The following is a 24,954-nucleotide window of genomic DNA, read 5'->3' on the forward strand; positions in this document are numbered from 1 at the left end:
GTCGCGGGGCTTTCCAACTCTACGCTCTGCCGGTACGTCCGTGGTCAGAGCGCTCTTGCGTGGCGATTAGCCGACGCGGAGGTTGTCGGCGGAGGACTTGCCGCTGCGACGATCGGCGACGATGTCGAACGAGACCTTCTGGCCCTCGTTGAGGGTCGAGAGGCCAGCGCGCTCGACGGCGCTGATGTGCACGAACACGTCCTTGTCGCCGTCATCCGGCTGAATGAAACCGAAGCCCTTTTGATTGTTGAACCACTTCACGGTGCCCATAGCCATGGGAATTTCCTTTGCTTAAGAAGTTAACACGCAGACCGGTACGCACTATTGCGCCCATAGTCCTGATCAGTCGATGTTGGAGAAATCATCTGAAGCGTGCGCGCCCGTCAGCAACGAAGCGAAGCGGCCCAGTCGTTCGGCCAAGTATCGATGATCACAATATAGCGAGATTTTGGGGCCACTTCAAGGCACCACCCGCGGCTCGGGATATCCATTCGGTTTGCTATTTTGCGGTGCAAATTAACCGTTCGGGGCACCTCAATCGACGATGAAAAGCGTCGCTCCCGTCGCCGTGGAGGACCGATGCGCGGCGTCGCCGAAATCCGAGACCTGGTAGCTCATCCCCGCCGTGAGCTTGAACTTGCGCCCGTCGCGCAGCTCGCTGTCGAGCTCGCCTTGCAGAACGTAGAGCACGTGGCCGCGATCGCACCAATGGTCGGCGAGATAGCCCGGCGAATACTCGACCATCCGCACCCGGAGATCGCCGATGTTGAGCGTACGCCACTGGGCTTGCCCGGTCTCGCCGGCATGCGTGGTCGGCGCAACCTTGCTCCAGTCGGTGACGGTGAAGGGGGAGGCGGGGAGTTTCATGCTGTGTCCTGTCTCGGTGCCGGCGGGCGGAGTGTTAGCGCACGCGCGCGCCGCAGTCTCCGTCATTGCGAGCGCAGCCAAGCAATCCAGAAATGCATTCGCAGCGGCCTTCTGGATTGCTTGGCTGCGCTCGCAATGACGCGGATGGGCTAAAGCATGATCCGGAAAAGTACGAAGCGGTTTTCCGAAAAGATCATGCTCAAACAAGAACCTAAAGCGCGATGACGATTCATCCCAATCTCATCGCGCTTTAGTGCGGCAAATGGTTGGCCGATCCCTGCACGATCAACCCCGCATCATTCACCCGCAGATATTCGCAGATCCGCTTGCCGCGCTCGTTCTCGTAGAACACCACGACGCTGTCAGGGCTGACGAAGACATCGATCAGCGAGAAGTGCAGGTTCGGCAGCAGGGCGAGCGCCTTGCCCCAATACGCCCGCAACGCGTCCTTGCCGCGCACGGTGCCGCTGGCATCGAACCCCATCGCGGGGATGCGGTCCGAGGTCATCATTGCGGCCTCGTCGTAGAGCGTGAGCACGCGCTCGAGATCGCCAGTATTCCAGGCCTCGACCCAGGTTCGGCCGAGCGCGGCAAGCGATGATGGCGGATGGTGCTGTGACACAAGCGTTCTCCCTGATCGGGCCCTGTTTGAGCAGCGGGGCACATTAGGTCAATAATACTTACCTATATCGGTTTGTCCATGCCCAAAGAAGGATGTGGGCGCGCAAACCTGCGCGGTTGCGGGTCGTCGCGCCGTCGCGTATCTGCTTGCCATGACAGCAGCACAGACCGACCGTTCCGCGTCGACGCCCTCCGTGGCCTCGGCGCATGACAAGATTCTCATCGTCGACTTCGGCAGCCAGGTGACGCAGCTGATCGCGCGTCGCGTGCGCGAGGACGGCGTCTATTGCGAGATCGTCCCGTTCAACAAGGCCGAAGAGGCCTTCAAGGAGATGAAGCCGAAAGCGGTGATTCTCTCCGGCGGGCCGGAGTCGGTGCACGAGGCCGGCTCGCCGCGCGCCCCGCAGCTGATCTTCGCCTCCGGCGTGCCCGTGCTCGGCATCTGCTACGGCCAGATGACCATGGCGGAGCAGCTCGGCGGTACCGTCGAGGGCGGCCATCACCGCGAATTCGGCCGCGCCGACGTCGAGGTCAAGGCGCCGAGCAAGCTGTTCGAGGACGTCTGGTCGCCCGGCGGCAAGAACCAGGTCTGGATGAGCCATGGCGACCGCATCACGAAAATGCCGCCGGGCTTCTCGGTGGCCGGCACCTCGCCGAACGCGCCGTTCGCGATCATCCAGGACGAGACGCGCAAATATTACGGCCTGATGTTCCACCCCGAAGTGGTGCACACGCCCGACGGCGCAAAGCTGATCCGCAATTTCGTGCGCAAGATCGCCGGCCTCTCCGGCGACTGGACCATGCGCGCCTTCCGCGAGGAGGAGATCGCCAAGATCCGCGCCCAGGTCGGCAAGGGCAAGGTGCTCTGCGGCCTCTCCGGCGGCGTCGATTCAGCGGTGGCGGCCGTGCTGATCCACGAAGCCATCGGCGACCAGCTCACCTGCGTGTTCGTCGATCACGGCATGCTGCGCCTCGACGAAGCCAAGACCGTGGTCGATTTATTCCGCCACCACTACAACATCCCGCTCGTGCACGTGGATGCCTCGAAGCAATTCCTCGGCGAGCTCGAAGGCGTCACGGATCCCGAAACCAAGCGCAAGACCATCGGCCGTCTCTTCATCGAGGTGTTCGAGGACGAGGCCAAGAAGATCGGCGGCGCCGACTTCCTGGCGCAGGGCACGCTTTATCCCGACGTGATCGAGAGCGTCTCCTTCACCGGCGGCCCCTCGGTGACGATCAAGTCGCACCACAATGTCGGCGGTCTGCCCGAGCGCATGAACATGAAGCTCGTCGAGCCCCTGCGCGAGCTGTTCAAGGACGAGGTGCGCAAGCTAGGCCGCGAGCTCGGCCTGCCCGAAATCTTCGTCGGCCGCCACCCGTTCCCGGGCCCGGGCCTCGCCATCCGCTGCCCCGGCGAGATCACCAGGGACAAGCTCGACATCCTGCGCAAGGCCGATGCCGTCTACATCGACCAGATCCGCAAGCACGGCCTCTACGACGACATCTGGCAGGCCTTCGCCGTGCTGCTCCCGGTCAAGACGGTGGGCGTCATGGGCGACGGCCGCACGTATGATTTTGTGGTCGGCCTGCGCGCCGTCACATCAACGGATGGCATGACCGCGGACTTCTACCAGTTCGACATGAAATTCCTCGGCGAGACCGCCACGCGCATCATCAACGAGGTGAAGGGCGTGAACCGGGTGGTGTACGACGTGACGAGCAAGCCGCCTGGGACGATTGAGTGGGAGTAGGGGGCGCTCCTGTGGTTCAACATCACTGAAGTGGGGCGCCACTTCCCGGAGAGGATGCGCGGCATAGATCATGGGATTTGGGGTTTTCATCCATCGATCGGACTCGATCTACGATGACAGCCCGGCTGAACGGTATCAGTTTCCCAGTCAGTATTTTCGTCGCGTCGAAGCATGCATCGGCGATTGGATCATCTATTATGAGCCGAGCAAAGTCGCCGAAACGCGCGGCTACTTTGCGATTGCTCGGGTTCAGCAAGTCATTCCCGATCCAGGCACTCCGGGGATGTACCTCGCTCTGATCGAACCCGGAAGTTACCTCGATTTTGCCAATCCGGTTTCCTTCAACGGGCCAGCTGGTCCTGTCGAACGCGGCGTCCTGAATGAGCAGGGGCGAATTTCGGGGCGTGCTCAGTCGGCAGTCCGACCAATCTCGCCGGAGGATTTCAACAGAATATTCGAGCTCGGTTTTGCGGAAGGCGCACCGCTGCTGCCCCGCGTTGATACCGATGTTCAGTTGTCTCAATTTGACGAAAAGCAGCAGGCTCCGTTCATATTTGAGCAACAGCGAGATCGCGTCAGCCTAACTGTATCGAGAGTTCTGCGTGACCGCGTCTTTCGCCGGATTGTACTGCGTGCCTACGATGAGCGCTGCGCCATTACCGGGCTGAAGCTCATTAATGGAATGGGGCGCGCAGAAGTCGCGGCGGCGCACATTCGGCCTGTGGAGGCAAATGGGCCGGATATCGTGAGCAATGCGATTGCTTTATCCGGTACCGCTCATTGGATGTTCGATCGCGGTCTGATCAGCTTGGCTGATGATCTGGAAATACTGATCTCGCGCCAGACAAACGACGTGGACGGCGTTCGATCGGTCATCAACAGGACCGGTCGTGCCCTTGAGCCCGAGAGGCCATCGGACCGACCTCATCCGCATTTTCTAAAGTGGCATCGCGAGCATTGCTTTAAGCAATGAACATGTAAGCAAGGCTGCTGGGCGGATTCCAACTTGAAGTGCAATACCCCGTACAGATATCGAGAGTGATCATGGGACGCCACGACAGCCAATGGAGTGCGATCTTGAACGGGGAAGATCCGGGAAAGTGGCGACCACACCATCGCGGTGGTGCATTGATGCGCGCCGCGTTGAAAGTGGTGATGGCCGCAATATTTGCTATGCCGGCTGCGGTGGCTCTGGCGAAGTCTCCGGACTGCGCGAGTTGGCCCACGAACATGGCCCTCACGCACCTCAAGAACGCCGGGTTGATTGATATCCCATCAGTGATCGAGGCGCAGACCAGGGCCGTTCGTTTCGCATCCGAAAAGATCGGCAAAGACCTCTACCAGCAGGTTTACGACATCACGTTTCACACCAAGGATGGCACGAAGATCGAGGTCATCACGAACAGCCGGGCATCAAGCGAGGAATGCTCGATGAGCGGCGTCGACGTCTACGTGGTCTCGAAGAAAATCGGCGGGTCGGCAGAGCAGCCATCTGAGGGCGCGACTAAAAAGTAATCCGGCTGCACCGAGAGCTCAAGAACTGTAATCGACCCGCAGCGGATGCGAACAAGTCCAGCGAAGACATCGAGGCAACCCGCTGCGGAGGTCGAGATGACGTCGGCTACGACCCGTCAGGGCTTCACGAACCGATAGGCGAAGCGATCGGTCTTGCCCTTGATCGAGGGATCGAACACCTTGATCGCGTGTGCATCGTCCTTGTTCGCGAGCAGGGTGCTTTCCGCGTCCAGGACGAAGCCGGCTACCTCCACCTCGTCGCGAACGGATGCAGGCTCAATCCGGTGCAGCGACGGGGCCTCGCTTGTGCCTGCCCCGACGGCGGCGGCGTGGTCTATGATGACGTAGCGCCCGCCGGGCTTCAGCCGCTCGTAGACAGCTCGATTGAACTGGGCCGCCGTCGCGCCTTTGGCCTGGATCAGCGCGGTGTGGAGATCGTGGTAGAACAGGTGCAGCCACAGCACGTCCGCAGGCTGCGTGGCCTGCGGCATCGCCACGAGGTCCGCCGAGACGGCTTCGACATTCTCTCGGCCCGGTTCCTTCGCAAGTGTCCGCATGCGGCCGACCGGATCGGTCTTGAAGTGGGCGACTTCGGCCGGCACGAAGCTGTAGACCCGTCCGCCGGGTCCGACGATGTCGGAGAAGAGACGGGTCCAGTCGCCGTCGCCCGGGTAAACGTCGATGACGGTGGAGCCCGCATCTATTCGTGCGAACCGGATCAACTCGGATAGCTTGGATTGGTCGTACATCGTGTTCTCCTTCAGGGTTGGGCATTCGACGGGCGCGCGGCCCGCGCCAGGGCCTGCGTGTCGACGTACTCCCTGATGTCAGTCACTTTGCCGCTTCGAACGGTCATGGCGAAAACCCAGTCGTCCCTGAACGGCTTGTTCGTGGCTTTGATCTTTCCCGTCGCGAAACCTGCGACCAGGACCCGGTCTCCCTGCGCTATGAACTCGCGGGGCTCCGTGGAGGTTTCCATCGTTTTGGATGCCGTCTCGAGCAAATCGGCGAGCCCGTCGTGCCCGCGGTGCGTGCCGGCCAGCGGCCAGTTTTCGCCCGGAATGATCCACTCGATGTCCTCGGCGACCAGCGCCAGCAGAGCTTTCCTGTCGCCGCGGCCGATCGCGGCGAAGAAGTCCTTCACGGTCTGAACGTTCGTCTCGGTGCTCACAGTCGTTTCTCCATTTCGCTCCGATCGGATCGCGCTGGATCCGATCGCGTGCGTCGTGTCCCTGTCGGTAGGAACGTTGTGGGCCTTCAGATCGCCGAGAAGCCGCCGTCGACAGACAGTTCCACCCCGTTCACGAAGCTGGAATCGTCTGAAGCGAGAAACAGCGCGACCGCCGCAATTTCCTCGGGACGACCCATCGTCCCCCGCGGGATCAGGGATTCGAACATCCGCTTCGCTTCCTCGGTGAGAACCTGGTCCTGCATCGGTGTGGCGATCGGCCCCGGGCTCAGCACGTTCACCCGGATATTCCGGCCCTTCAATTCGTTGAGCCAGGTGCGTGCGAATGAGCGCAACGCCGCCTTGCTCGCCGCATAGACGCCGTAACCGGGAAAGCCCTTCACCGACGCAACGGACCCGGTCATGAAGATGGATCCGCCATCGCGAAACAGCGGCAGCGCCTTCTGAACCGTGAACAGCGTGCCGCGCGTATTCAGGCCGAAGGTCGCATCGAAATGCTGCTCGGTAATCTCGCCCAGCGGGACAGCTTCGCCGATGCCGGCGCTCGCGTACAGGACGTCGATCCTGCCCTTGTCCCGCGTGACCGTGTCGAACAGGCGGTCGAGGTCGTCGAGATTGGCCGCGTCGCCGCGCACGCCGGTCACGTTCCGGCCGATCAGTTTGACGGCAGCGTCGAGCGCTTCCTGCTTCCGGCCCGTGATGAAGACATACGCGCCTTCTTCGACGAACCGCCTGGCGCTCGCCAGCGCCATGCCGCTCGATCCGCCCGTGACGACGGCAACCTTACCCTCAAGCTTTCCCATAACTTCTCCGTTCGTGGTGTCGGGACAGCATCTGTCCCCGAGAACCCCGAGATGGGTCTGCCGGCGTCAGGTGGTGAGTGCGGAAGCGCGCACATCGGTGGTGCGAAATCGATCCGGTTGGACGACTGACTCCAACCGCGAGGATCGGTGTCTGCCGTTCGGAATTGGGCCGTGTTGCCGGTCTGGGCTATGATAATCGCCCCGCGCCACCCACATACGAGATGCTGTTCGATGGGTTGGACACGGCTCTGGAAGGCGCACCGCGCGGTGCGGGATTGCACCATGATCGACTGGGATGACGTTCGCTACTTTCTTGCCGTCGCGCGCGGAGGCTCGGTGCGGGCTGCCGCCGAGCGCCTCGGTGTGAACCACGCGACCGTGCTGCGACGCATCGCGCAGCTCGAGGAACGCCTCGGGGTCCACATGTTCGAAAAGCTGCCTTCGGGCTACCGCCTGACGGCTGCGGGCGAGGAGGTCCTCGAGTTCGCGGACCAGATGGAGGCGTCGTCGCACCTGCTGGAGACGCGCGTCTTCGGGCGCGACCAGGGCGTCCGCGGGCTCCTGCGGGTGACGCTGGCGCCGCCGCTTGCGACACACCTGCTCATGCCTGATCTCGCCGATTTCGCGCGTCTGCATCCGGACATCGAGATGGAGATCCTGTCGTCCGGCGAGCTGGCGAATCTGACCAACCGGGAGGCCGACGTCGCGATCCGCGTCGTCTACGACCGCAAGACCCTGCCGCTCAATCTTCACGGCCTGAAGGGACCGGAGGTGTTCGGCGGCATCTACATGTCCAGGGATCGACTGGCCGCGTGGCGCGCCGGCGCGCCTGATCCTGTCAGGTGGATCGTCATCAGCATTCATGGAATTCCGGATTGGGCCAGCGAGGGTGAGGTTCGCACCACCGGCGTTCCGTTCAGGATCACGGACGCCGAGGCGCAGATCGTTGCCGTCAGGCAAGGAATCGGGATCACGACACTGCCTTGCTTCGTCGGCGATGCCGACCCGCTGCTGGTGAGGGTGCCGGGCACCGATCTGCACATGTACGGAACGCTCTGGCTTCTCACACAGGGGGAGACACGCAAGACGAAGCGCGTGCGGCTCTTCACGGAGTTCGTATCCCGCAGGCTCGCCGCGTACGCGCCGCTTCTCGCGGGCCTGTCGATATCGCGCGACTGACGCGCGGCAGTGCTGCCGGTGTTAGCGGGGCCTCCCGGGCAATCCCGGAAGCAACCCTCCAATCCTTCTCTGAGCAAACGTAGACTGCTCCCGACACTTAAATGCCGGGAGCAAGGTTGTCACTTCGCGAGCGTTGCCTTCTCGATGACTTCAGCGACTTGCTTCGCATGGACGACGAGCGAGGCATGGCTGCCGGCGACTTCCGTCGTCTGGGCCTTGATCCTGGCTGCGAACGACTTCTGGGCCTCGGGCGCGAGCACCTTGTCCTTCGTGCTGATGACATAGAACGTCGGCTTGTCGTGCCAGGCCGCAATGTCGACGGGAGCTTCGAACGCAACGTGGTTCAACGGAAGCTGCGAGTTGGCGAGGTGCGCGGCGATCTCCGGAGGTAGGTCAGCCGCGACGGCCGACGGAAACACCTTGGGGTCGATGTACAGATTGCCCTTCGCGTCGGGATGGATCGCGCTGCCGCCTTCGGTCGGCGGGCCGGCTTTGGCCAGCGACGCCAGGGATTCACCGACCTCGGGCGCAAACGCGGAGACATAGACCAGCGCCGAAACCTTGGGATCGTTGCCGGCTTGCGTGATCACAACGCCGCCCCATGAATGGCCGACCAGAACTGTCTTGCCGTCCTGCTTCGCGAGCGCCTGTTTGGTGGCATCGACATCAGCGGCGAGCGAGGTGAGCGGATTTTCCACGAGCGTGACGTGATAGCCCTTCTTCGTGAGAATGTCGGCAACGGGCTGCCAGCTCGTCTGGTCCACGAAAGCGCCGTGCACGAGCACGATGTTGTGGGCTGCACCCCTGGGCAGTTCGGCGGAATGGGCGGAGCCGACCAATGGCGATCCGGCCAGGAGTGCGGTGGCGGCTGAGAATAGGAAATTTCGCATTGATTGTTCCTGTTGGCATGTCGGACGGAATAAAGTCCGGGGGAATGGACAGGCGTTTCCAGCAAGGTTGCGGTTTTTTCCATCCGCCGTTGGCGACATGGTTGCCGCACGTGACGTCGGCCCGCCGCGACATGACCTAGTGCGCGGGTATTTCGGACGATAGAGATCAATCGTCCGGATGTTGTGTCCGATCGTCCATCGGATTAGCTTCTCCGGCATGGATATCCTCGCCCAGGTGCTCGATCGCGTTCGTCTCGGTGGAACGTTGCTCTTCCACTTCGAGCTCGGCCATCCCTGGAATCTGGAGCTGCCGGCGCGCCCCTACGCGCTGTTTCACTATCTCAGCAGAGGTTCGGCGACCCTCGCGCTCGAACAGGGACAAGAAATCCAGATGACCGAGGGCGATTTTGTCGTCATCACACGCGGCGAGCCCCACAAGTTTTATTCGGATCGCCGGGCCAAGCCTTTGCGGATTGTGGATATCGATCGATCGTCGCCGCGTCTTGGCGTCGTTCGTCACGGCAGCCGTGCAAAGCCGCTCGCGACGATGATTTGCGGCAATTTCACCGTGTCACGGCCGCTGCTTGGCAGCGTGCTGGAACTGCTTCCGCCCGTGCTGCTGCTGAAGCCGACGGCGGACGGTGGCTGGCTCGAAGCCATCCTGCGCCGCATGGTCAGCGAGTCCGCGCTCGAGCGTCCCGGCCAACGCGTCGCGCTTTCACGACTGACGGAAGTGCTCTTTGTCGAGGCACTCCGAAGCTGGATCGCGTCCCTCAGTCCCGGGCAGGGCGGCTGGCTCGGGGCCATATCCGACCCGCATATCGGACCGGCGCTCAAGTTGATCCACGAAAACCCGGAGCGGCCCTGGACGCTGAGCGACCTCGGCCACCGCGTGGGGCTCGGCCGCTCGGTATTTTCAGCGCGCTTCACCAGGCTCGTCGGCCAGTCCATGCATCGCTATGTGATCGAACGCCGGATGGCGGAAGCGGTGTTCCTGCTCGAAACCAGCGACGAGCCCATCGCACGGATTGCGAGCCGGGTTGGTTACGAGACAGCGGCGGCGTTTTCAAAAATCTTTCATCGACATCACGGCCTGTCGCCCGGCCGCTACCGGACCGCTCAACGCCTTGATGAAAGCAAAGATGCGGACTGAACGGCTTCGACGCCGCACGCCATGTCGAGCTTTCGCGCCGGTGCTCAATTGTCGCACCTCCATGTGAACCCCTTCACACGCACGCTCGCATAAATCCTGCGATAAAGTACCTGCTGTGATTGAACGTGGTGAATTGGGTTGATTGATAGACCCGCCACCACATCAGCTTGAAATGAGCTGCACACGCCAGAACGGCATGTTGAGATAGCTTTCAGCCGGCGGATCACCGCTCGGTCGATGAAAAGCTATGGAGACACTATGGCTGACAAACACGGACAGAGCATGGTTGGTACGTGGACCAAGGCCACGGCGGCTGCGTGTGCGGACAAATATCCCGCCACTCTCACGTTCTCGACCGGCACCTACCGCGGCACCCGCGGGGAAGGGCAGGGCATGGTGTGGTGGGACGCGGGAATCTACCGCCTGGAAGACTCCGAAACGCTCGTCGTGGGGACGGCGACCGACGAACTTGTGACCTATCGGATTTCACTGCACCCCGACCGATTTGAGTTTACGGATTCAGAGAGCTGCCATGTGATTTATCGGCGCGCGTAGGATTTGCGCACGCCCTGGCTGACCGAAATAACGCGGGTGTACCCGCGAACGAGCCCGCTCACGTCGATCGCCTACGTTTCAACGAGGGAGAAGACGACATGTGCAATTGCTCAGAACATGAATCGAGTGGAAGCCTTTCAAACATGACCCCGGCATCGGTCGAGCCGGCGATGAAGCCGCAGGTACCCCTATCGCGCCAGATCAGCTTCGGCGATGACGAGTCCGGCGACCAGCCGGCCACAACCGATCTGCAGCCGTTTCCGCCCTTCAGGCTCTGCAGGCTCGACTTCCGCGAAGGCTGCTACCAGATCAACTTCAGGCCGACCGCGGGCTTCGTGACCTTCGAAGGCACGCTGCGCGTCGATCGCTCCGCGCCCGACGGCGGCGCCGACCATCTGATCGTCAGCGGCGATCTCTATTCGAAGCGGCCGGTGATCGGTCCGATCCCGGGGCCGGTGCTGCCTGTCGTGGGTGCCGGCACGGACGAAGAGGAGGGGGCGGACTCGGGCTTGACGAGCCTCGCCGGTTCGCTCAGCGCGCTCGACAACCCCATCATTCCGTCACCGATCCTCAGGCCGAGGATCCCCATCTTCCCTCGCGCGCGCTATCACTCCTATCTCAGGGTGACCAGTGTGTCCGCGCCGGTCGCGGTGCCGTTCCCAAAGAAGTGCGAGCTGACAATCACAGCCGAGCAGTTCAACTACACGCAGCCGCCGGTCGGCCAGTTCAAGGGCACGTTCCCGGCGACGCCGTCGCGCACCGTGACGATGAAGCTTTCAAAGGTGCCGGCGCCGTTTCCGTTCTCCCTGACCGGCGGGCCGTTCTACCAGGGACGGCTGTTCGAAGGCGGCGTGGACAAGGGCAGCATCACGCTTGCCTGGGTGTCGAAATTCTTCCGGCGCTGCACGCTTGAAATCGACACGCTGGTGGGGGCCGTGCGGCCCGCGCCGGTGCCCGATGGCGCCGGCGGCACGGAGTTCTTCGACACGGTCTTCGCCAAGACCGGCTGGCAGCTCTCGGTCGTGCAGGACCAGCTCAACGTCCCCGTGCCATCAGGCGTGACGCCGACCAATTGCTGGAGCTCGGCCGATTTGCACGCGCTGATGACCAATGTGCGCAATCCCGCGACGAATCTCGACACCGAATGGCGCGTGCACATGATTGTCGTGCCCGCGAAGCTCGGGTGCTCGCGCGGCATCATGTACGACCAGATCGGCGTTCCCCGCGAAGGCTGCGCCAGCTTCTCCGACGACGGCTATCCCGTCGGGGATTCCTCGAACTTCGGCCTCGCCGCCAACAAGAAGCAGCGCGACGTGCCGCGTGCGTTCCTGCGCAGCGCGACACACGAGCTGACGCACACCCTGAACCAGATCCATCAGGAGCAGGAGACGGCGGCCGACAACTCGATCATGACCACGACGCCGAGCGTCGCGGACGTGCTCGGCGGTCCCGCGACCGGTGCACCCGGCGTGTTCCCCGATCAGATCAAGCTCGCACACAACACCAACGTCCGTCATCACCTCAACCACATGCCGGACCCGGTCATTCGTCCCGGTGGATGGCCGTTCGCAAGCTGGTTCCCGACCGGTGCGCCGCAAGCCGCCGACCGGCACGATTTCGACTCCTCCGAGCTGGCGCTGACGGTGACGGCTACGACAGGCCGTGTGGCGCTCGGCCAGCCGCTGGATCTGTCGTGGACGATGACGAACACGAGCGGCGTGTCGCTGCGCGCGCCGAACGACGTCAGCATCGAGGCCTTGTTCGCATCGATCACCGTCACCGATGCCGAGGGGCGCGAGCGTCCGGTCAGGCCCTTTGTGATCCTGTGCGAGCACGCCAAGCTGAGCGAGCTCGAGCCCGGCAAGAGCATCACGGCCTCGGCGAAGGTGTTCTGGAGCACGGCGGGCTTTGCCTTCGAGAAGCCGGGCCGCTACCGCGTCGACGTCGCCGTGTCGTGGTCGGCGCAGGGCGTGATGGTCGGCGTGCAATCGGGGGTCGACGTGTTCGTCGATTATCCGACCAGCGATACCGACAACCATTCGGCCAATCTCGTGCTGCATCCCGAGGTCGGCACATGGGTGGCGCTCGGCGGCGAGGCCTATCACCTCGGCGAAGCGTGCCGGCGGTTGCAGGCTCTCAGCCGGACCGCGGCGCCGGCAGGCGCCCGGGCGATGGCTGTCGGCGGCGACGGTGCGGCCGCGCCGCGTGTGCTCGACGGCTTCGCGGACATGCTGCCGGACCGCGCCAAGCTCGCCAGATTGCGTCCCGAGTTGACCGCCGACACCGGTGGCCGCAGGGAAAGCGGATCCGCGCGCGCAGCGGCGCCGGGGCGCAAGCGTGCGGCGAAGGCAAAGAAGCGCACCGGGCGAAAGGGCTAAGGCGCTGACCTGACGACCATCGGCATCACGGGCGGCGGCGCACCTGCGATCATGACATCGTAGGTGCGCCGTCGGCTCTATCGACGGATTTCGTTGTTGTGTTCCGGCCGCCGTGCTGATTGTCGCGCAGCACCCCGGCGCAATCGCGAGATGTACGCTGCGCGAGCCCATGATACGACACCGGCATCGTTCTCTCCGGAGCCAGTGTTCATGTCCGCCGCGTCCATGCCCGACCATCCTTCCGCCACCGAAACCGATCCCGAAACCCTCGGCTGGATGAAGGGCTCCCCGCCCGCGCCGGACCGCACCATCACCTTCCAGAACGGCTCGTTCCGCAGCTTCCCCGAATTGCGCTGGGCCTGGAGCAACATCCGCCAGCTGGTGCCCACCGTGAACGTCTGGCGCGGGGCGGGGCCGGCGTCGCCGCTGCCGCGCGAGGATCACGACATCGGCGCGGTCGCCTCGACCACGATGGACGGCCGGCCCATGACGTTCGCGAAAATGCTGGAGGAGACATACACCGACGGCATCGCCGTGCTGCACCGGGGCAAGCTGATCTACGAGCGTTATTTCGGCGCGCTGAAGCCGCACAAGCCGCATATCGCGATGTCGGTGACGAAATCGTTCACCGGCACGCTCGCCGGCATCTTGATCGCGGAAGGCAGGATCGACCCGCAGGCGCCGGTCACGGACTACGTGCCGGAGCTGAAGGCCAGCGCCTTTGGCGATGCGCGCGTGCACGAGGCCATGGATATGACCACGGGCCTCGCCTACACCGAAATCTACACCGACAGGAATTCCGCCGTGTGGGGATTGCGGCGCGCCAACGGCATGGCGCCGATCGAGCCCGGCTATGACGGTCCCACCAATATTTTCGATTTCCTAGTCGCGCAGAAGAAGCAGGGTGAGCACGGCAAGGCGTTTGCCTACAAGACCGTCAATTCCGACGTGCTTGCCTGGATCATCAGGCGCGCCAGCGGCATGACGCTGTCCGACCTGCTCTCCGAGCGCATCTGGACTCCCATGGGTGCGGAAGAGGACGCGCATTATCACGTCGATCGCATCGGCACCGAGAGCGGCGGTGGCGGCCTGTCCACCACCTTGCGCGATCTCGCCCGCTTCGGCGAGACCATGCGCAATCACGGCCGCTTCAACGGCCGCCAAATCGTGCCGTCAACCGTGGTCGAGGACATCGCGCGGGGCGGCGATCCCGAAAAATTCAAGCCGGCCGGCTACACCACGCTGCCTGGGGCCTCCTACCGCAATCAATGGTGGGTCACGCACAATGCGCACGGCGCCTATATGGCGCGCGGCGTCCACGGCCAGGGCATCTACATCGATCCCAGGGCCGAGATGGTGATCGCGCGCTACGCGTCGCACCCCGCAGCGGGCAACGCCGCCAACGATCCCGTGACGCTGCCGGCCTACATGGCGCTGGCGAAAGAGCTGATGGCGGGCGGCTGAGCCGAACCCCCACCGTCTCTCTCATCGCAGCACGCTGATTGATGGCGGGTTACGCTTTGTTAGCCCGCCCTGCGAATTATGATCGTGGCCCGTCTACGCCATCTCGCGCCAGCGCGTCGGCAGGACTCCGTCCTGCCTGAAACTGTCGAGGAAGCCGAAGCGGGCGGCTTGCGGATTGGGGCCGGCTTCGATCGTCGTGCCGAGGATCTGCACCACATCTGTCTCGTCATAGGCGGGCCAGGCCGGCAGGCCGGGCCCGTTGGGATCGCCGTGCGCCGCGAAATTCAGCCAATAGTCCATCATCGTTCGCGCCATCGCGCGGTCCTCTTCGGCCGGCGGCGCCGAGCTGCCGATCACCTGTTGCGGCGTCAGCGTGCCGAACACGAACGGAATTTCGGTGACGTGCGAGGCGATCGGCGTGTAGCGCGACGTGTAGCCGAACACATAGCCGTAGACCGGCGCGCGCTTCCCGCGCCGATGCAGCCGTAGCCACTGCCAGCACTGTTCGCCGATCACGGTGTCGCCCGTGAGCGCGGCTGCGGATGCCTTGGCCTCCGTGTCGGTCGCGGCGGGGTAGACCTTCAGGAAGTCGGCCATGCGTTCGCGGCCGAACATCGCCTCGGCGGCGGCGAGAAAAGCGCGCGCCGATTGATCGGGGAGCGATTGTGCAGCGAACGGGAATTCCTCGGCGGTGTTCCAGCCCGCCAGCAAGGGGATGTGCATCTGCTCGCCGCGCAGAAATCTTCGCGCGGGCACATCCGGCACCACATGATGATCGATGCTCGGAGAGAACGCGGTCACGACCGGGCTGGTCGCAAAACTCCAGGTTGCGGCTGCATTCAACCGGTCGGCCGGCATGGCGCGCAAGGCTGCGATCGACGCCTGGCCCCGTTGCCGGGCGAAAGCGAGACCACGCGTGCGGGCTTCTTCAAAGCTTTGGAGCGGCCCGCGCTTGCCGTCCCAGAACGCGCCGCTCTGACCAATCGCCTTGTGAAACAGTCCATGCGCCAGCGGCGAGGCCATCAGGATGCCGACGGCCATGGCGCCGGCGGATTCGCCGAACAGGGTGACATTGTCGGGATTGCCGCCAAAGCCGGCGATGTTGGCCTTGACCCAGCGCAGCGCCGCAAGTTGATCCTGCAGGCCGTAATTGCCTGACGGCGCTTCCGCATCGAGATCGGGATGGGCGAGAAAGCCGAAGACGCCGAGGCGATAATTGAAGCTGACGACGACGGCCCCCTTGGCGGCCAACGCACCGCCGTCGGTCGCGGGGTTGGCCGAGGAGCCGAACTGAAAGCCGCCGCCGTGAATCCACACCATCACGGGCCGCTTCTCGTCCGCGTGGCTCGCTGCGGTCCAGACGTTGAGATAGAGGCAATCCTCATCGCGCGGCCCCGGCCGATGATCGTTCTCTAGCGATGAAAGACAGCCCGCGCCAAAGACAAGCGCATCGCGCACGCCGTCCCATGGCGTGGGCGGCTGCGGGGCGCACCAACGCAGAAGCCCGACAGGGGGCGCTGCGTATGGGATGCCCTTGAACGCCAGCACGCCGCTTGCGTCGCGTCGAAGGCCGCGTACGAGACCTGCTTGCGTGCGGATATCGCGTCCAAGCTCGGCGGTTGTTGCGGTGCTGAAGCCATGCATGGTCATGTCCCTTGATCGCGTGAGCGCCTGGCCGCGGCCGGGCAGATCCAGGGCGGCAAGCTATCGACTTTCGCGCGCGCTGGATTTAGATATTCAGGCAATCAATGACTAAAAACCGGCAAGCATGAGACAGCCCCTTCGCTTTCCGTGGTTGAATCTCGATGTGGACGATCGCTCCGCACCGGTCATCGCCGTGCGTGTCGATGTCATCGGGACCAAGGCGGAGGTGCCCGATCATCGGCACCGTAAGGGACAGCTGATCTTTGCGCTGGGCGGCGGCGTCACATGTCGCGTTCCCACCGGCCTGTGGATGGTACCGCCTCATTGCGCGGTGTGGGTGCCGGGCGGCATGCAGCACAGCAACCTCGCCACCGCCAATGCGCGGCTGTTCTTCGTCTACATCGAGCCCGACGTCGTCGAGCTGCCGGATCGATGCAGCACGCTGTCGATCTCGCCGCTGCTGCGTGAAGTGATCATCGAATTGTCCGATCAGGTCGCCGGCGACGAGGCGGGGGTGGACTTGCTGGCGAAGGTCCTTTTGCGCGAGCTTCCCCGCATGCCCGTTCAGCAGCTGCATCTGCCGCTCTCGCCCGAGCCGCGGCTGAAGCGGATTGCTGCGGCGCTGGCGAAAAATCCCTCCGACCGCAGCACCCTGGCACAATGGGCCAGGCGCGTCGCGCTCAGCGAGAGCAGCCTCGCGCGCCTGATCGTCAAGGAGACGGGGCTGAGCTTCGGGCGCTGGCGCCAGCAATTGCACCTGATCGTCGCCTTGCGGGAGCTGACGTCCGGCGCGAGCGTGCAGCAGGTGTCGGCCGACCTCGGCTACGACTCAGTCGCAGCCTTCATCACCATGTTCAAGAAGGCGCTCGGGAAACCGCCGGGGAAATATCTGAGCAGTGTCGCGCAAAATTCCGGTTCTGGATAGCGGGCTGGATTAGCCGCCAGCGTAATCGACCAAACCCTTTCGTCTCCAGTGAGCCGACCTGCGCAGTGATCCTCGATAGTTTTTGGTTCTCCGTAGATTGAATGGAATCTAGCTCCCCCGCGACATCTTCTCGAACCGCTTCACCAGCCGCTCCCGCCTCAGCCGCGACAACCGCTGGATCCAGAACATCCCGTCGAGCTGGTCGATCTCGTGCTGGTGGCAGACCGCGCGCAGGCCGTCCGACTCCTCGCTTTGCACCTTGCCGTCGAGATCCCGATAGCTGATCCGCACCCGCGCGTGGCGCTGCACCTCGTCGTTGACGCCGGGCATCGAGACGCTGCCTTCGCGGTGCATGATCAACTCGGGCGAGGCCCACGCGATCTCCGGATTGACGTAGGTCTGCGCACCCTCCTTGTCGTCGAGCTCGAGCACGACGACGCGCAGGGGCACACCGACATGCGGCGCCGTGATGCCGATGCCGGGTGCGGCGCGCATCGTCTCGATCAGGTCGTTTGCAAGCTCGCGCAAGGCATCGTCGAATGCGGTGACGGGGCGGGCCGGCATCGCGAGCCGGCGGTCGGGATAGCGCATGATCGGGCGAATGGTCATGAGAGGCTCCTACCACTCACGGATGGTTGAAGCATCCCATTCTTGACGCTCTACCAACTGGAAGGTAGTCAATCCGACATGAGCAACGCCACCTCGACCGCCGACGATATTCTGGCCTGCGCGCGCACACTGATCATCGCGGGCGGCTACAACGGCTTCAGCTACGCCGACGTGGCTGAAGTGGTCGGCATCCGCAAACCGAGCATCCATCACCATTTCGCCAGCAAGGTCGACCTGGTCCGCACCCTCGTGTCGCGCTACCGCGAGGAAGCGCAGGCGGGGCTGTCCACGCTCGAGCGCAATATCCCTGATCCGCGCGAGCAGCTCAAAAACTATGTCGGGTATTGGGAGGCGTGCATCACGGACGCGACGGCTCCGTTCTGCGTATGCGCGCTGCTGGCCAGCGAGCTTCCGATCCTGCCCGAGGAAGTGGCGCTTGAAGTTCGGGCTCATTTTCGCGCGCTCGCCTCGTGGCTGAATTTGGTGATGGAGCGCGGCAAGCGGAAGGGGCGGCTTCAGCTCTCCGGCACGGCCCGGGTCGAGGCAGAGGGATTCATGGCGACCGTTCACGGCGCAATGCTGTCGGCTCGTGCCTTTGGCGATCCAAAAATGTTCGGTGTGATCACCGGGCCGCTGCTGGATCGGCTGTCCGCCAGGCACTGAGAGACATCCGCGAAACGATAACATGAGCGCGCGGGCAAGCCCGGGGACGAAGACGGCTGCGCGCAAAAACTACCAACTAGTAGGTAAAGGAGAGAATGCAGTGGTGCACTATCAGTTGGATCTGGTTCGTGCCGATCGCGAGCGATGGCTGAAGCAATACTACTTTATCCGGGCGGCGTTCTCCGTCGCCTGGGTCGCTGCCGCGCTTGCCGGCGGAGCCGTTTCTCCGGTGATCGCCGGCGCCTTGCTCGTCCTCTATCCGGCATGGGACGCCGCGGCCAATTTCGCGGATGCCTTGCGCAGCGGCGGCTTCAATCAGAACCGTACGCAGGTCCTGAACGTTCTGGCGAGTCTGGCGACGACCATCGCAGTCGTCATCGCATTGCAGGCGGGCATGAACTGGGTGCTCGGAATCTTCGGGGCATGGGCGATCCTGTCCGGACTGCTCCAGTTGGCGACGGCCATCCGCCGCTGGAGGAGTTTTGGCGCGCAATGGGCCATGGTGCTCAGCGGTGGCCAATCAGCGCTGGCAGGCGGCTTCTTCATCTTTCAGGCCACGCTGCCCACGGTTCCGTCGATCGCGAATGTTGCGGGATATGCCGGCGTCGGTGCGCTCTACTTCGGGGTCTCGGCGGTCTGGCTCACGGTCGGCAAGTGGCGGCGTAACGCAGCGATATGAAGCACTGCCACGTGAAACCCTGCCACGTGAAACCTCACCACGGCGGCTCACGCGTCCGGGTAGGGCGTGCCGTCCTTGTGCACGAACCGGCCGTCGGAATTGGCGCTCTTCATGTCGATGTCGGAGCAGGTGGTGAGATCGTCGGCCGAGCGCGAGCCGACCTCGAGATAGAGGGCAACCGCATGCGAGCGGTTGATCATGTGGTGGCCGTTGCCGCTGCCCTTCGCGAAGGCGGCGCAGTCGCCGGCGCGGAGCACCGTCTCGCATTCGTCCTCGATCAGCGTCACTTCGCCCTCGAGAACATAGACGAACTCGACCTCATGCGAATGCCAGTGCCGCTGGCTCGACCAGTTGCCCGGCGGCAGGCGCATCAAATTGACGCCGAAATCGGACAAGCCTCCGGCATTGCCAAGCCGCTGCCGGACCCGATCAGCGCAAGGTGCATCGAAGGGCGCGGGATAGCCGGAGCCCTTTGGGGCGGGTACGGCAGCAAGGTCGATTTTCGGCATGTGGGCTTCCCCTGAAGTCTTTCGTTTGAAGTTATTGGGCGAAAGCCGGGCGCTCCAGAGGAGCAGTCGTGGGAACAATGCGCTGTCGACGGTCGCGACCGCGCGCGAAATAAAGTACCGTTGCCGTGTCGGCCCCCGCCGTTCCCATTCGTCTTCCACCCAGACAGACCTGACGGGGAGACCAAAATGTTACGTGCCAACTATCGCTGGGTGATCGTCGCCGCCGGCGGCTTGCTCGGCTGCGTCGCGATCGGCGGCATGTTTTCGCTGCCGGTGTTCCTGCAGCCGATCGCGACGGACACCGGCTGGTCGGTGACCGGCATCTCCAGCGCGATGACGATCGGCTTTCTGGCGATGGCGTTCACCAGCATGGCCTGGGGCACGCTGACCGACCGGTTCGGGCCGCTGCCGGTGGTGCTGACGGGATCGACGGTCCTGTCCCTCAGCCTGTTCGCGGCCAGCCATGCGACCTCGCTGCTCGCGTTCCAGTTCGTCTTCGGCCTCCTGGTCGGCGCCTCCTGCGCGGCGATCTTCGCGCCGATGATGGCGACGGTCACCGGCTGGTTCGACACCCATCGCAGCCTCGCCGTGTCGCTGGTCTCGGCCGGCATGGGCATGGCGCCGATGACGATGGCGCCGCTCGCGGCCTGGCTCGTCTCCGGTCATGACTGGCGCACCTCGATGCAGATCGTGGCGCTGGTGGTCGGCGCCATCATGATCCCGGTGTCGTTCCTGGTGCGACGCCCGCCCGCGCTCGAGCACGCCGTGGCCGCGCCTGCGGGCGAGGGCGCGCCGCAGACCGAAATGTCGATGGCGGAGGCGCTGCGCTCGCCGCAATTCATGATCTTGCTGGCCACCAATTTCTTCTGCTGCGCCACCCATTCGGGCCCGATCATCCACACCGTCAGCTATGCCGTGAGCTGTGGCATCCCGCTGATCGCCGCGGTCACGATCTACAGCATCGAGGGTTTTGCCGGCATGGGCGGGCGCATCGCCTTCGGCCTGATGGGTGACCGCTTCGGTGCCAAGCGCGTGCTGGTCTCCGGGCTCCTGTTGCAGGCGTTCGGCGCGCTCGGTTATGTGTTCGCGCACCAGCTCGCGACGTTCTACGCGGTCGGCGCCGTCTTCGGCTTCATCTATGCCGGCACCATGCCGCTCTACGCGGTGCTGGTGCGTGAAAACTTTCCGCTCAGGATGATGGGTACGGTGATCGGCGGCACCGCGATGGCCGGAAGCCTCGGCATGGCCACCGGTCCGCTCGCCGGCGGCCTGATCTACGACGCCTTCTCCAGCTACGCCTGGCTCTACATCGCCTCTTGGGCGATGGGCCTCGGCGCTTTCCTGATGGCGGTGAATTTCAGGCCGTTCGCGAAGCCGCAAGCGGAGGTGGCGCCGGCGGCGGCGTGAGGGGTCTCGTCGAGGCGCAGCGTTAGAGTTGCGCCTCGATCGCGGCCTTTTCGACGACCGAGTGCCGGCCAGTCCTGCCGGTTCAGACAGCCGATGCAGTCGCGGAAGATGTCAGCGAGGTCGGATCTGGTCACGGCGACGCTCCTGCGGCGTGGCGCTGCTGACGCGGCAGGCCGGGAGTCGCCGCGCCTTCACAACCGTTTTTCGAAGAACAGGTCCGGGTAGGGGTCGTCGTTGAAGCGAGGAATTTCGCTCCAGCCCGTGGTGCGGTAGAGCTGGCCGGCTTCGGTAAGCGCGCTGTTGGTGTCGAGCCGCAGCAGCTTGATGCCGAGCTGGCGCGCAGCATTCTCGGCCGCGTCCATCAGGCGCCGGCCGAGCCGCAATCCGCGCGCGGCGGGAGCGACCCAGAGACGCTTGATCTCGGCATAGCCGTGATCGGTGCCCTTCAGCCCGACGCAGCCGATCGGCAGCGTGTCCGACATCGCGACGACGAAGGTGCCGCGCGGCCGGCGCATGTCCTTGGCATCAGGGTCGCGCGACAGCGAGACGTCAAAGCCCTGCTTGAAGCGGCGGCCGAGCTCCGCATAATACTCGCCGAGGCAATAGCGGGCCGCTTCGCACCCCGGATCCATCTCGTCCAGCGTGACGCGCTCGCGCGTCAGCGCGGAGGCGATCATGTCCATCGCCGCCAGCAGCGCCTCGCGCTGCGAATGCTGCGCGACAAAGCCCTCGGCCTGCGCGTTCGACAATGCCTCATAGGCGTTGAACTCGCGCCGGCCGGCGCGTGTCAGCCTTGCGACGCGGCGACGGGCGTCGTCGTCATGTGCCGTCGTCTCGATCAGGCCTTCATCCTCGAGAGAGCGCAGCAGGCGGCTCATCAGACCGGAATCGAGACCGAGATAGTCGCGGATATCGGCCACGTCCGAACGCCCGTGCCCGATCGCATTGAGCACGCGCGCCGCCCCGAGCGGACGGCCACGCCCGAGGAACGAGGTATCGAGCGCGCCGACGGCAGACGTCACGGCACGGTTGAAGCGGCGAACACGGGAGACAGGATCAAGCATATATCTGACTTTAGTCAGATATCGTCTTCAGTCAATTGGGGTGTTGTTCACTTCAGCGTCAGCAGCGGCTTGTCCTTCTCGACGATGTAGGTCGCAAGCTCGCTCGCGGTGTCCTGGCCGACGTTCCTGGCCGCATGCACCGTTCCGGCCGGGATGAACAGCACGTCGCCGGCCTTCAGCGTCACCGGCGGCTTGCCTTCGACGTCGTATTCGATCGCGCCCGCGAGCACGTAGATGATCTCTTCGCCCGGATGGGTGTGCCGGCCGAACGCAACCCCGGGGGCGAGGTCGACGCGCACCTGCACGGCCTCGCTCCCGGGCGCGCTGAGATCGTGGCGCTGGAGGTCGGTACGCGTGACGCCGGCCGGCTGCGCGGCCGTGGGCAGGGTGAGAAGATTGACGGCGAGCACGGCGGCGCTGGCGAGAATACGCACGGCCGGCAAAAGACGATAGCCCATGGTCGGCTCCCGAAGTTCACGGAATTGATTGCGCCGCGCGGGCCCGGCCGATCTTCGGCCGGCCCGCGTCGTGGCGTTTCAAGCAAGGGTGGTGGTCACCTCGATGTTACGGTGCACCGCCTTGGAATAGGGGCAGATGCCGTGCGCGGCTTCGATCAGCTCTTGCGCGACGGCGCGATCGACGCCCGGGACGCTGACGTCGAGGCGGGCACGCAGGAAGAATGCGCCGCCGGCGTTGTTCAGGTCGATCGTGGTGTCGACCGACGGCTCGCTCGGCAGCTTGACCTTGCGCTGGGCGGCGGCAAGGCCGAGTGCGCCGAGGTAGCAGGCCGACCAGGCGGCGGCGAACAGGTTTTCGGCAGCGGGATGTGGCTGGGCCAGCTTGATGTCGAGAGTGCCGTCGCTCGCGTGCGCGGCGCCGTCGGCGCCGGAGGTGACGTGGGTCTTGCCGGTGAAGAGAAGCTTTGCAGCGGTGGTCATGGCGGATCCTTTCGGGTTGTATTTAGATCGTATCCGATTTAATCGGATGCGCGTTGAAATAAACCCCTTGGCCCCGCTGATCAAGCTCTTCCGATTTAATCGGATGCGATTTATATCCTGTGCCGGATCACGAATTGCGGAGGTTCCCGTGTCCCGTCCCGCCAAAGCTGCCGGCAAAGGCCGGAAACTGTCGAACTTCCTGTGCTTCGCCGTGTACTCGGCCAATCTCGCCTTCGGCCGCGCCTACAAGCCGCTCTTGGACAAGGTCGGTCTGACCTACACCCAGTACATCGCCATGGTGGCGCTGTCGGACGAGGACGAGCAGACGGTTAGCGCGCTCGGCGAGAAGCTGTTCCTGGAATCCAACACGCTGACGCCCATCCTCAAGAAGCTCGAGCAGATGGGCTACATCCGCCGTCACCGCGATCCTGACGACGAGCGGCAGGTGCTGCTGAGCCTGACGTCTGCAGGGCGCAAACTAATCGAGCAGGATCTCGGGGAGGCCGTGATCGAGGCGACCGGGCTCGGCGACGAGTTTCCGGCCGTGCAGAAGACGGTCAGCAGATTGCGCGACAATCTGCTGCGCAACACCAAGCCTCGATAGGCCGGGTCTTGAAGCGTGCCGACGCTCGCGCTCAGCCGAGTCCCAGCGCCTTGCGCGATTTGCGCGTCAGCCTCGCCACGATCAGCGCGTGGGCCTGCGCGAGATAGGCCGTGAGCTCGGCGTCTGACAGCGCGTTGTTGCTGACGAGCTGCACCCATTTGGCGCGCGCAAGATACGGCGCAGGCCGCGCCAAGCCGTGCTCGATCAGCATGGCATAGGCCATGTTCGAGACCTTGAACATGTAGCCGCCGGAGCTTGCGGCAAAGCCGCCGCCGAGCGCGAACATCTTGCCGCCGACCTTGAACACGGAGGTGCCTTCCCATTGCACCACCTTGGTGACGGATGGCAGGCGCAGACAGCGGGTTTCGAAAGCCTTGGGCGTCATGCGATCGCAAGCGAGAGTTGGGACATCGGCAGGCCGGCATGGCACATGCGGCCGCCAACCAGGGAATGACATGCCACGTCGCCAGTTTCGATCAAGACCTGGCGCGCCGTGCGGTGTTTTCAACCGTGTCACCGACATACTCCAGCTCGAAGCAGGGGGTTCCCGTCAGCGAAGCCGCCGAGTGGACCCGACGCCCGGCGGCATCGCTCCCTGCGGGAACAGCGCCATGGTGTCCGATCACAGATCTGTGGGTTGCGGCGGCATCATCGCAAATTATATCGTAAGATATGTTTTACATAAGGACTTACGAAATGCACCACGGACGAGACCACAAGGACTTCCATTTCGGGCATTTCGCCCATTTCGCCATGGGCAGACACGGCGGACGGCATCGCTTCGGTCGCGGCGGCCATGGCTTCTTCGGGCGCGGCGGCGACGATTTTCCGGGTGCGCGGCGGCTGTCGTCGCAGGACCTTCAGCTCGTGATCCTGGCGCTGCTCGCCGAAAACCCGGCGCACGGCTATGAGCTGATCAAGATCATCGAGGAGCGGTCCGACGGCTTCTATACGCCGAGTCCGGGGGTGATCTATCCGGCGCTGACCTATCTCGAAGAGGTGGGCCATGCGCGCGTCGAGCAGGATGGCGGCCGCAAGCTCTACAGCATCACGCCCCAGGGCGAGGCTCATCTCGCCGAGCACCGTTCGACTGCGGACACGATCCTTCAGGCGCTGTCGCGGATCGGCCGCCGGATGGACGAGGTGCGCGAGGCCTTTGCCGGCGTCGGCGATCTCGATGGCGGTGCGTCGGACGAATTGCACCAGGCCCGCCATGGCCTCAAGCGCGCCCTGCGCGCCAAGCAGGGCTGCGATTCCGCCGAGGCGCGCCGCATTGCCGGAATTCTGGACCGTGCTGCGGCGGAAATCCTCGGCAAGTGAGATTTCGCGATGACGCCGCTTCGTCGAAATAACAAGCCCTTGTGTTGCCCGTCGGGCAAATCACGCCATCGGTGGGTCGATGCCGGCCGGCGAAAATATTCCACTTTACCGAAATTCGGCTTTGGCGTATTCCTGCGTCACCTCATCCCTGTCAGAGGGGCGTATCGCGATCGTCACGAAACGCGGGATGGGTTGTGGCGGACGCTGGCAGCACTGGCGCGAAGGGC

At 64.0% G+C, this 24,954-nt stretch carries 28 protein-coding genes; 14 read left to right on the plus strand and 14 right to left on the minus strand.

Translation table 11 applies throughout. The annotated features are described in order from the left end of the window. Nucleotides 1–66: 66 nt before the first annotated feature. From JQ572_RS13515 to JQ572_RS13525, 3 genes are all read right to left on the minus strand, one after another. Nucleotides 67–276, minus strand: a complete 210-nt coding sequence (locus tag JQ572_RS13515; protein WP_007592195.1) for a cold-shock protein — start codon at nt 274–276, stop codon at nt 67–69. Between the two features lie 258 nt (nt 277–534). Then, nucleotides 535–867, minus strand: a complete 333-nt coding sequence (locus JQ572_RS13520; RefSeq protein WP_211383484.1) for a DHCW motif cupin fold protein — start codon at nt 865–867, stop codon at nt 535–537. 250 nt (nt 868–1,117) lie between these two features. Continuing rightward, a complete protein-coding gene (locus JQ572_RS13525; RefSeq protein WP_211383485.1) occupies nt 1,118–1,489 on the minus strand; it encodes a nuclear transport factor 2 family protein in 372 nt (123 codons plus the stop codon). 151 nt (nt 1,490–1,640) lie between these two features. Here JQ572_RS13525 and guaA point away from each other — a divergent pair, with 151 nt between their 5' ends. From guaA to JQ572_RS13540, 3 genes are all read left to right on the plus strand, one after another. Further along, nucleotides 1,641–3,239: a glutamine-hydrolyzing GMP synthase gene (gene guaA / locus JQ572_RS13530; RefSeq protein ID WP_211383486.1), complete on the plus strand. Its 1,599-nt coding sequence runs from the start codon at nt 1,641–1,643 to the stop codon at nt 3,237–3,239. 70 nt (nt 3,240–3,309) lie between these two features. Continuing rightward, nucleotides 3,310–4,212 carry an HNH endonuclease gene (locus tag JQ572_RS13535; protein ID WP_211383487.1) on the plus strand — a complete coding sequence of 301 codons (903 nt, stop codon included), beginning with the start codon at nt 3,310–3,312 and terminating at the stop codon, nt 4,210–4,212. Between the two features lie 71 nt (nt 4,213–4,283). Continuing rightward, nucleotides 4,284–4,754: a hypothetical protein gene (locus JQ572_RS13540; protein ID WP_249128972.1), complete on the plus strand. Its 471-nt coding sequence runs from the start codon at nt 4,284–4,286 to the stop codon at nt 4,752–4,754. Nucleotides 4,755–4,870: 116 nt separating this feature from the next. Here the strand turns inward: JQ572_RS13540 and JQ572_RS13545 are convergent, their stop codons facing one another. The 3 genes from JQ572_RS13545 to JQ572_RS13555 all read right to left on the minus strand — a co-directional run bounded on the left by JQ572_RS13545 (nt 4,871) and on the right by JQ572_RS13555 (nt 6,746). Continuing rightward, nucleotides 4,871–5,503, minus strand: a complete 633-nt coding sequence (locus JQ572_RS13545) for a class I SAM-dependent methyltransferase (protein WP_211383488.1) — start codon at nt 5,501–5,503, stop codon at nt 4,871–4,873. Nucleotides 5,504–5,514: 11 nt separating this feature from the next. Next, complete coding sequence (locus JQ572_RS13550) at nt 5,515–5,925, minus strand: nuclear transport factor 2 family protein (protein ID WP_211383489.1); 411 nt, start codon at nt 5,923–5,925, stop codon at nt 5,515–5,517. An 86-nt stretch (nt 5,926–6,011) separates the two neighbouring features. Beyond that, a complete protein-coding gene (locus JQ572_RS13555; protein WP_211383490.1) occupies nt 6,012–6,746 on the minus strand; it encodes an SDR family NAD(P)-dependent oxidoreductase in 735 nt (244 codons plus the stop codon). A 282-nt stretch (nt 6,747–7,028) separates the two neighbouring features. On the opposite strand from JQ572_RS13555, the gene JQ572_RS13560 reads away from it, so the two are divergent. Further along, entirely contained in the window at nt 7,029–7,925 is an 897-nt protein-coding gene (locus tag JQ572_RS13560; RefSeq protein ID WP_211383491.1) for a LysR family transcriptional regulator, read from the plus strand. 119 nt (nt 7,926–8,044) lie between these two features. Here the strand turns inward: JQ572_RS13560 and JQ572_RS13565 are convergent, their stop codons facing one another. After that, the gene (locus tag JQ572_RS13565) at nt 8,045–8,815 is read right to left on the minus strand and encodes an alpha/beta fold hydrolase (RefSeq protein WP_211383492.1); all 771 of its coding nucleotides are present in this window, start codon (nt 8,813–8,815) and stop codon (nt 8,045–8,047) included. Between the two features lie 178 nt (nt 8,816–8,993). Here JQ572_RS13565 and JQ572_RS13570 point away from each other — a divergent pair, with 178 nt between their 5' ends. The 4 genes from JQ572_RS13570 (at nt 8,994) to JQ572_RS13585 (ending at nt 14,365) form a co-directional block, all read left to right on the plus strand. After that, nucleotides 8,994–9,968, plus strand: coding sequence for an AraC family transcriptional regulator (locus JQ572_RS13570; RefSeq protein WP_410050518.1), 975 nt, complete (start codon nt 8,994–8,996; stop codon nt 9,966–9,968). Nucleotides 9,969–10,226: 258 nt separating this feature from the next. Continuing rightward, nucleotides 10,227–10,523 (plus strand): hypothetical protein, encoded by a 297-nt coding sequence (locus JQ572_RS13575; RefSeq protein WP_211383494.1) that lies wholly within the window; start codon nt 10,227–10,229, stop codon nt 10,521–10,523. Nucleotides 10,524–10,666: 143 nt separating this feature from the next. Continuing rightward, nucleotides 10,667–12,901: a hypothetical protein gene (locus JQ572_RS13580; protein WP_249128973.1), complete on the plus strand. Its 2,235-nt coding sequence runs from the start codon at nt 10,667–10,669 to the stop codon at nt 12,899–12,901. 210 nt (nt 12,902–13,111) lie between these two features. After that, a complete protein-coding gene (locus JQ572_RS13585) occupies nt 13,112–14,365 on the plus strand; it encodes a serine hydrolase domain-containing protein (RefSeq protein WP_211383496.1) in 1,254 nt (417 codons plus the stop codon). Between the two features lie 93 nt (nt 14,366–14,458). Here the strand turns inward: JQ572_RS13585 and JQ572_RS13590 are convergent, their stop codons facing one another. Continuing rightward, on the minus strand, nt 14,459–16,009 hold the full coding sequence (locus JQ572_RS13590) for a carboxylesterase/lipase family protein (RefSeq protein ID WP_211383497.1): 1,551 nt from the start codon (nt 16,007–16,009) through the stop codon (nt 14,459–14,461). 124 nt (nt 16,010–16,133) lie between these two features. On the opposite strand from JQ572_RS13590, the gene JQ572_RS13595 reads away from it, so the two are divergent. After that, nucleotides 16,134–16,934, plus strand: coding sequence for an AraC family transcriptional regulator (locus tag JQ572_RS13595; protein WP_211383498.1), 801 nt, complete (start codon nt 16,134–16,136; stop codon nt 16,932–16,934). Between the two features lie 108 nt (nt 16,935–17,042). On the opposite strand, the gene JQ572_RS13600 is transcribed toward JQ572_RS13595, so the two are convergent. Further along, nucleotides 17,043–17,543: a peptide deformylase gene (locus JQ572_RS13600; protein ID WP_211383499.1), complete on the minus strand. Its 501-nt coding sequence runs from the start codon at nt 17,541–17,543 to the stop codon at nt 17,043–17,045. A gap of 78 nt (nt 17,544–17,621) precedes the next feature. Here JQ572_RS13600 and JQ572_RS13605 point away from each other — a divergent pair, with 78 nt between their 5' ends. Both JQ572_RS13605 and JQ572_RS13610 read left to right on the plus strand, forming a co-directional pair. Further along, complete coding sequence (locus JQ572_RS13605; RefSeq protein ID WP_211383564.1) at nt 17,622–18,206, plus strand: TetR/AcrR family transcriptional regulator; 585 nt, start codon at nt 17,622–17,624, stop codon at nt 18,204–18,206. 100 nt (nt 18,207–18,306) lie between these two features. Continuing rightward, nucleotides 18,307–18,885: a DUF308 domain-containing protein gene (locus JQ572_RS13610; protein WP_211383565.1), complete on the plus strand. Its 579-nt coding sequence runs from the start codon at nt 18,307–18,309 to the stop codon at nt 18,883–18,885. Between the two features lie 47 nt (nt 18,886–18,932). On the opposite strand, the gene JQ572_RS13615 is transcribed toward JQ572_RS13610, so the two are convergent. Next, a complete protein-coding gene (locus JQ572_RS13615; RefSeq protein WP_211383500.1) occupies nt 18,933–19,394 on the minus strand; it encodes a cupin domain-containing protein in 462 nt (153 codons plus the stop codon). 186 nt (nt 19,395–19,580) lie between these two features. On the opposite strand from JQ572_RS13615, the gene JQ572_RS13620 reads away from it, so the two are divergent. Continuing rightward, nucleotides 19,581–20,801 (plus strand): MFS transporter, encoded by a 1,221-nt coding sequence (locus tag JQ572_RS13620; RefSeq protein ID WP_211383501.1) that lies wholly within the window; start codon nt 19,581–19,583, stop codon nt 20,799–20,801. Between the two features lie 191 nt (nt 20,802–20,992). Here JQ572_RS13620 and JQ572_RS13625 read toward each other — a convergent pair whose 3' ends face one another. From JQ572_RS13625 to JQ572_RS13635, 3 genes are all read right to left on the minus strand, one after another. After that, nucleotides 20,993–21,865, minus strand: coding sequence for a bifunctional helix-turn-helix transcriptional regulator/GNAT family N-acetyltransferase (locus JQ572_RS13625; RefSeq protein WP_211383502.1), 873 nt, complete (start codon nt 21,863–21,865; stop codon nt 20,993–20,995). 47 nt (nt 21,866–21,912) lie between these two features. Next, complete coding sequence (locus JQ572_RS13630) at nt 21,913–22,323, minus strand: cupin domain-containing protein (RefSeq protein WP_211383503.1); 411 nt, start codon at nt 22,321–22,323, stop codon at nt 21,913–21,915. 78 nt (nt 22,324–22,401) lie between these two features. Then, nucleotides 22,402–22,803, minus strand: a complete 402-nt coding sequence (locus JQ572_RS13635) for an Ohr family peroxiredoxin (RefSeq protein ID WP_211383504.1) — start codon at nt 22,801–22,803, stop codon at nt 22,402–22,404. Nucleotides 22,804–22,906: 103 nt separating this feature from the next. Here JQ572_RS13635 and JQ572_RS13640 point away from each other — a divergent pair, with 103 nt between their 5' ends. Further along, nucleotides 22,907–23,407: a MarR family winged helix-turn-helix transcriptional regulator gene (locus JQ572_RS13640; RefSeq protein ID WP_249128975.1), complete on the plus strand. Its 501-nt coding sequence runs from the start codon at nt 22,907–22,909 to the stop codon at nt 23,405–23,407. A 31-nt stretch (nt 23,408–23,438) separates the two neighbouring features. On the opposite strand, the gene JQ572_RS13645 is transcribed toward JQ572_RS13640, so the two are convergent. Beyond that, entirely contained in the window at nt 23,439–23,792 is a 354-nt protein-coding gene (locus tag JQ572_RS13645) for an MmcQ/YjbR family DNA-binding protein (RefSeq protein WP_211383506.1), read from the minus strand. 311 nt (nt 23,793–24,103) lie between these two features. On the opposite strand from JQ572_RS13645, the gene JQ572_RS13650 reads away from it, so the two are divergent. Next, nucleotides 24,104–24,727, plus strand: coding sequence for a PadR family transcriptional regulator (locus JQ572_RS13650; protein WP_211383507.1), 624 nt, complete (start codon nt 24,104–24,106; stop codon nt 24,725–24,727). Nucleotides 24,728–24,954: the final 227 nt, after the last annotated feature.

Origin of the sequence: Bradyrhizobium sp. SZCCT0153 (genome assembly GCF_018129995.1) — a bacterium.
GTDB lineage: Bacteria > Pseudomonadota > Alphaproteobacteria > Rhizobiales > Xanthobacteraceae > Bradyrhizobium > Bradyrhizobium japonicum_G.

Bases quoted from the DNA above. Each gene is read 5' to 3' on its own strand.
- JQ572_RS13565 (WP_211383492.1), bottom strand. From the start codon at position 8,815: ATGCGAAATTTCCTATTCTCAGCCGCCACCGCACTCCTGGCCGGATCG.
- JQ572_RS13520 (WP_211383484.1), bottom strand. From the start codon at position 867: ATGAAACTCCCCGCCTCCCCCTTCACCGTCACCGACTGGAGCAAGGTT.
- JQ572_RS13515 (WP_007592195.1), bottom strand. From the start codon at position 276: ATGGCTATGGGCACCGTGAAGTGGTTCAACAATCAAAAGGGCTTCGGT.
- JQ572_RS13590 (WP_211383497.1), bottom strand. From the start codon at position 16,009: ATGCATGGCTTCAGCACCGCAACAACCGCCGAGCTTGGACGCGATATC.
- JQ572_RS13630 (WP_211383503.1), bottom strand. From the start codon at position 22,323: ATGGGCTATCGTCTTTTGCCGGCCGTGCGTATTCTCGCCAGCGCCGCC.
- JQ572_RS13640 (WP_249128975.1), top strand. From the start codon at position 22,907: ATGCGATTTATATCCTGTGCCGGATCACGAATTGCGGAGGTTCCCGTG.
- JQ572_RS13650 (WP_211383507.1), top strand. From the start codon at position 24,104: ATGCACCACGGACGAGACCACAAGGACTTCCATTTCGGGCATTTCGCC.
- JQ572_RS13600 (WP_211383499.1), bottom strand. From the start codon at position 17,543: ATGACCATTCGCCCGATCATGCGCTATCCCGACCGCCGGCTCGCGATG.
- JQ572_RS13545 (WP_211383488.1), bottom strand. From the start codon at position 5,503: ATGTACGACCAATCCAAGCTATCCGAGTTGATCCGGTTCGCACGAATA.
- JQ572_RS13555 (WP_211383490.1), bottom strand. From the start codon at position 6,746: ATGGGAAAGCTTGAGGGTAAGGTTGCCGTCGTCACGGGCGGATCGAGC.
- JQ572_RS13645 (WP_211383506.1), bottom strand. From the start codon at position 23,792: ATGACGCCCAAGGCTTTCGAAACCCGCTGTCTGCGCCTGCCATCCGTC.
- JQ572_RS13625 (WP_211383502.1), bottom strand. From the start codon at position 21,865: ATGCTTGATCCTGTCTCCCGTGTTCGCCGCTTCAACCGTGCCGTGACG.
- JQ572_RS13585 (WP_211383496.1), top strand. From the start codon at position 13,112: ATGTCCGCCGCGTCCATGCCCGACCATCCTTCCGCCACCGAAACCGAT.
- JQ572_RS13580 (WP_249128973.1), top strand. From the start codon at position 10,667: ATGACCCCGGCATCGGTCGAGCCGGCGATGAAGCCGCAGGTACCCCTA.
- JQ572_RS13560 (WP_211383491.1), top strand. From the start codon at position 7,029: ATGATCGACTGGGATGACGTTCGCTACTTTCTTGCCGTCGCGCGCGGA.
- JQ572_RS13605 (WP_211383564.1), top strand. From the start codon at position 17,622: ATGAGCAACGCCACCTCGACCGCCGACGATATTCTGGCCTGCGCGCGC.
- JQ572_RS13595 (WP_211383498.1), top strand. From the start codon at position 16,134: ATGAGACAGCCCCTTCGCTTTCCGTGGTTGAATCTCGATGTGGACGAT.
- JQ572_RS13570 (WP_410050518.1), top strand. From the start codon at position 8,994: ATGTTGTGTCCGATCGTCCATCGGATTAGCTTCTCCGGCATGGATATC.
- guaA (WP_211383486.1), top strand. From the start codon at position 1,641: ATGACAGCAGCACAGACCGACCGTTCCGCGTCGACGCCCTCCGTGGCC.
- JQ572_RS13620 (WP_211383501.1), top strand. From the start codon at position 19,581: ATGTTACGTGCCAACTATCGCTGGGTGATCGTCGCCGCCGGCGGCTTG.
- JQ572_RS13535 (WP_211383487.1), top strand. From the start codon at position 3,310: ATGGGATTTGGGGTTTTCATCCATCGATCGGACTCGATCTACGATGAC.
- JQ572_RS13635 (WP_211383504.1), bottom strand. From the start codon at position 22,803: ATGACCACCGCTGCAAAGCTTCTCTTCACCGGCAAGACCCACGTCACC.
- JQ572_RS13615 (WP_211383500.1), bottom strand. From the start codon at position 19,394: ATGCCGAAAATCGACCTTGCTGCCGTACCCGCCCCAAAGGGCTCCGGC.
- JQ572_RS13575 (WP_211383494.1), top strand. From the start codon at position 10,227: ATGGCTGACAAACACGGACAGAGCATGGTTGGTACGTGGACCAAGGCC.
- JQ572_RS13540 (WP_249128972.1), top strand. From the start codon at position 4,284: ATGGGACGCCACGACAGCCAATGGAGTGCGATCTTGAACGGGGAAGAT.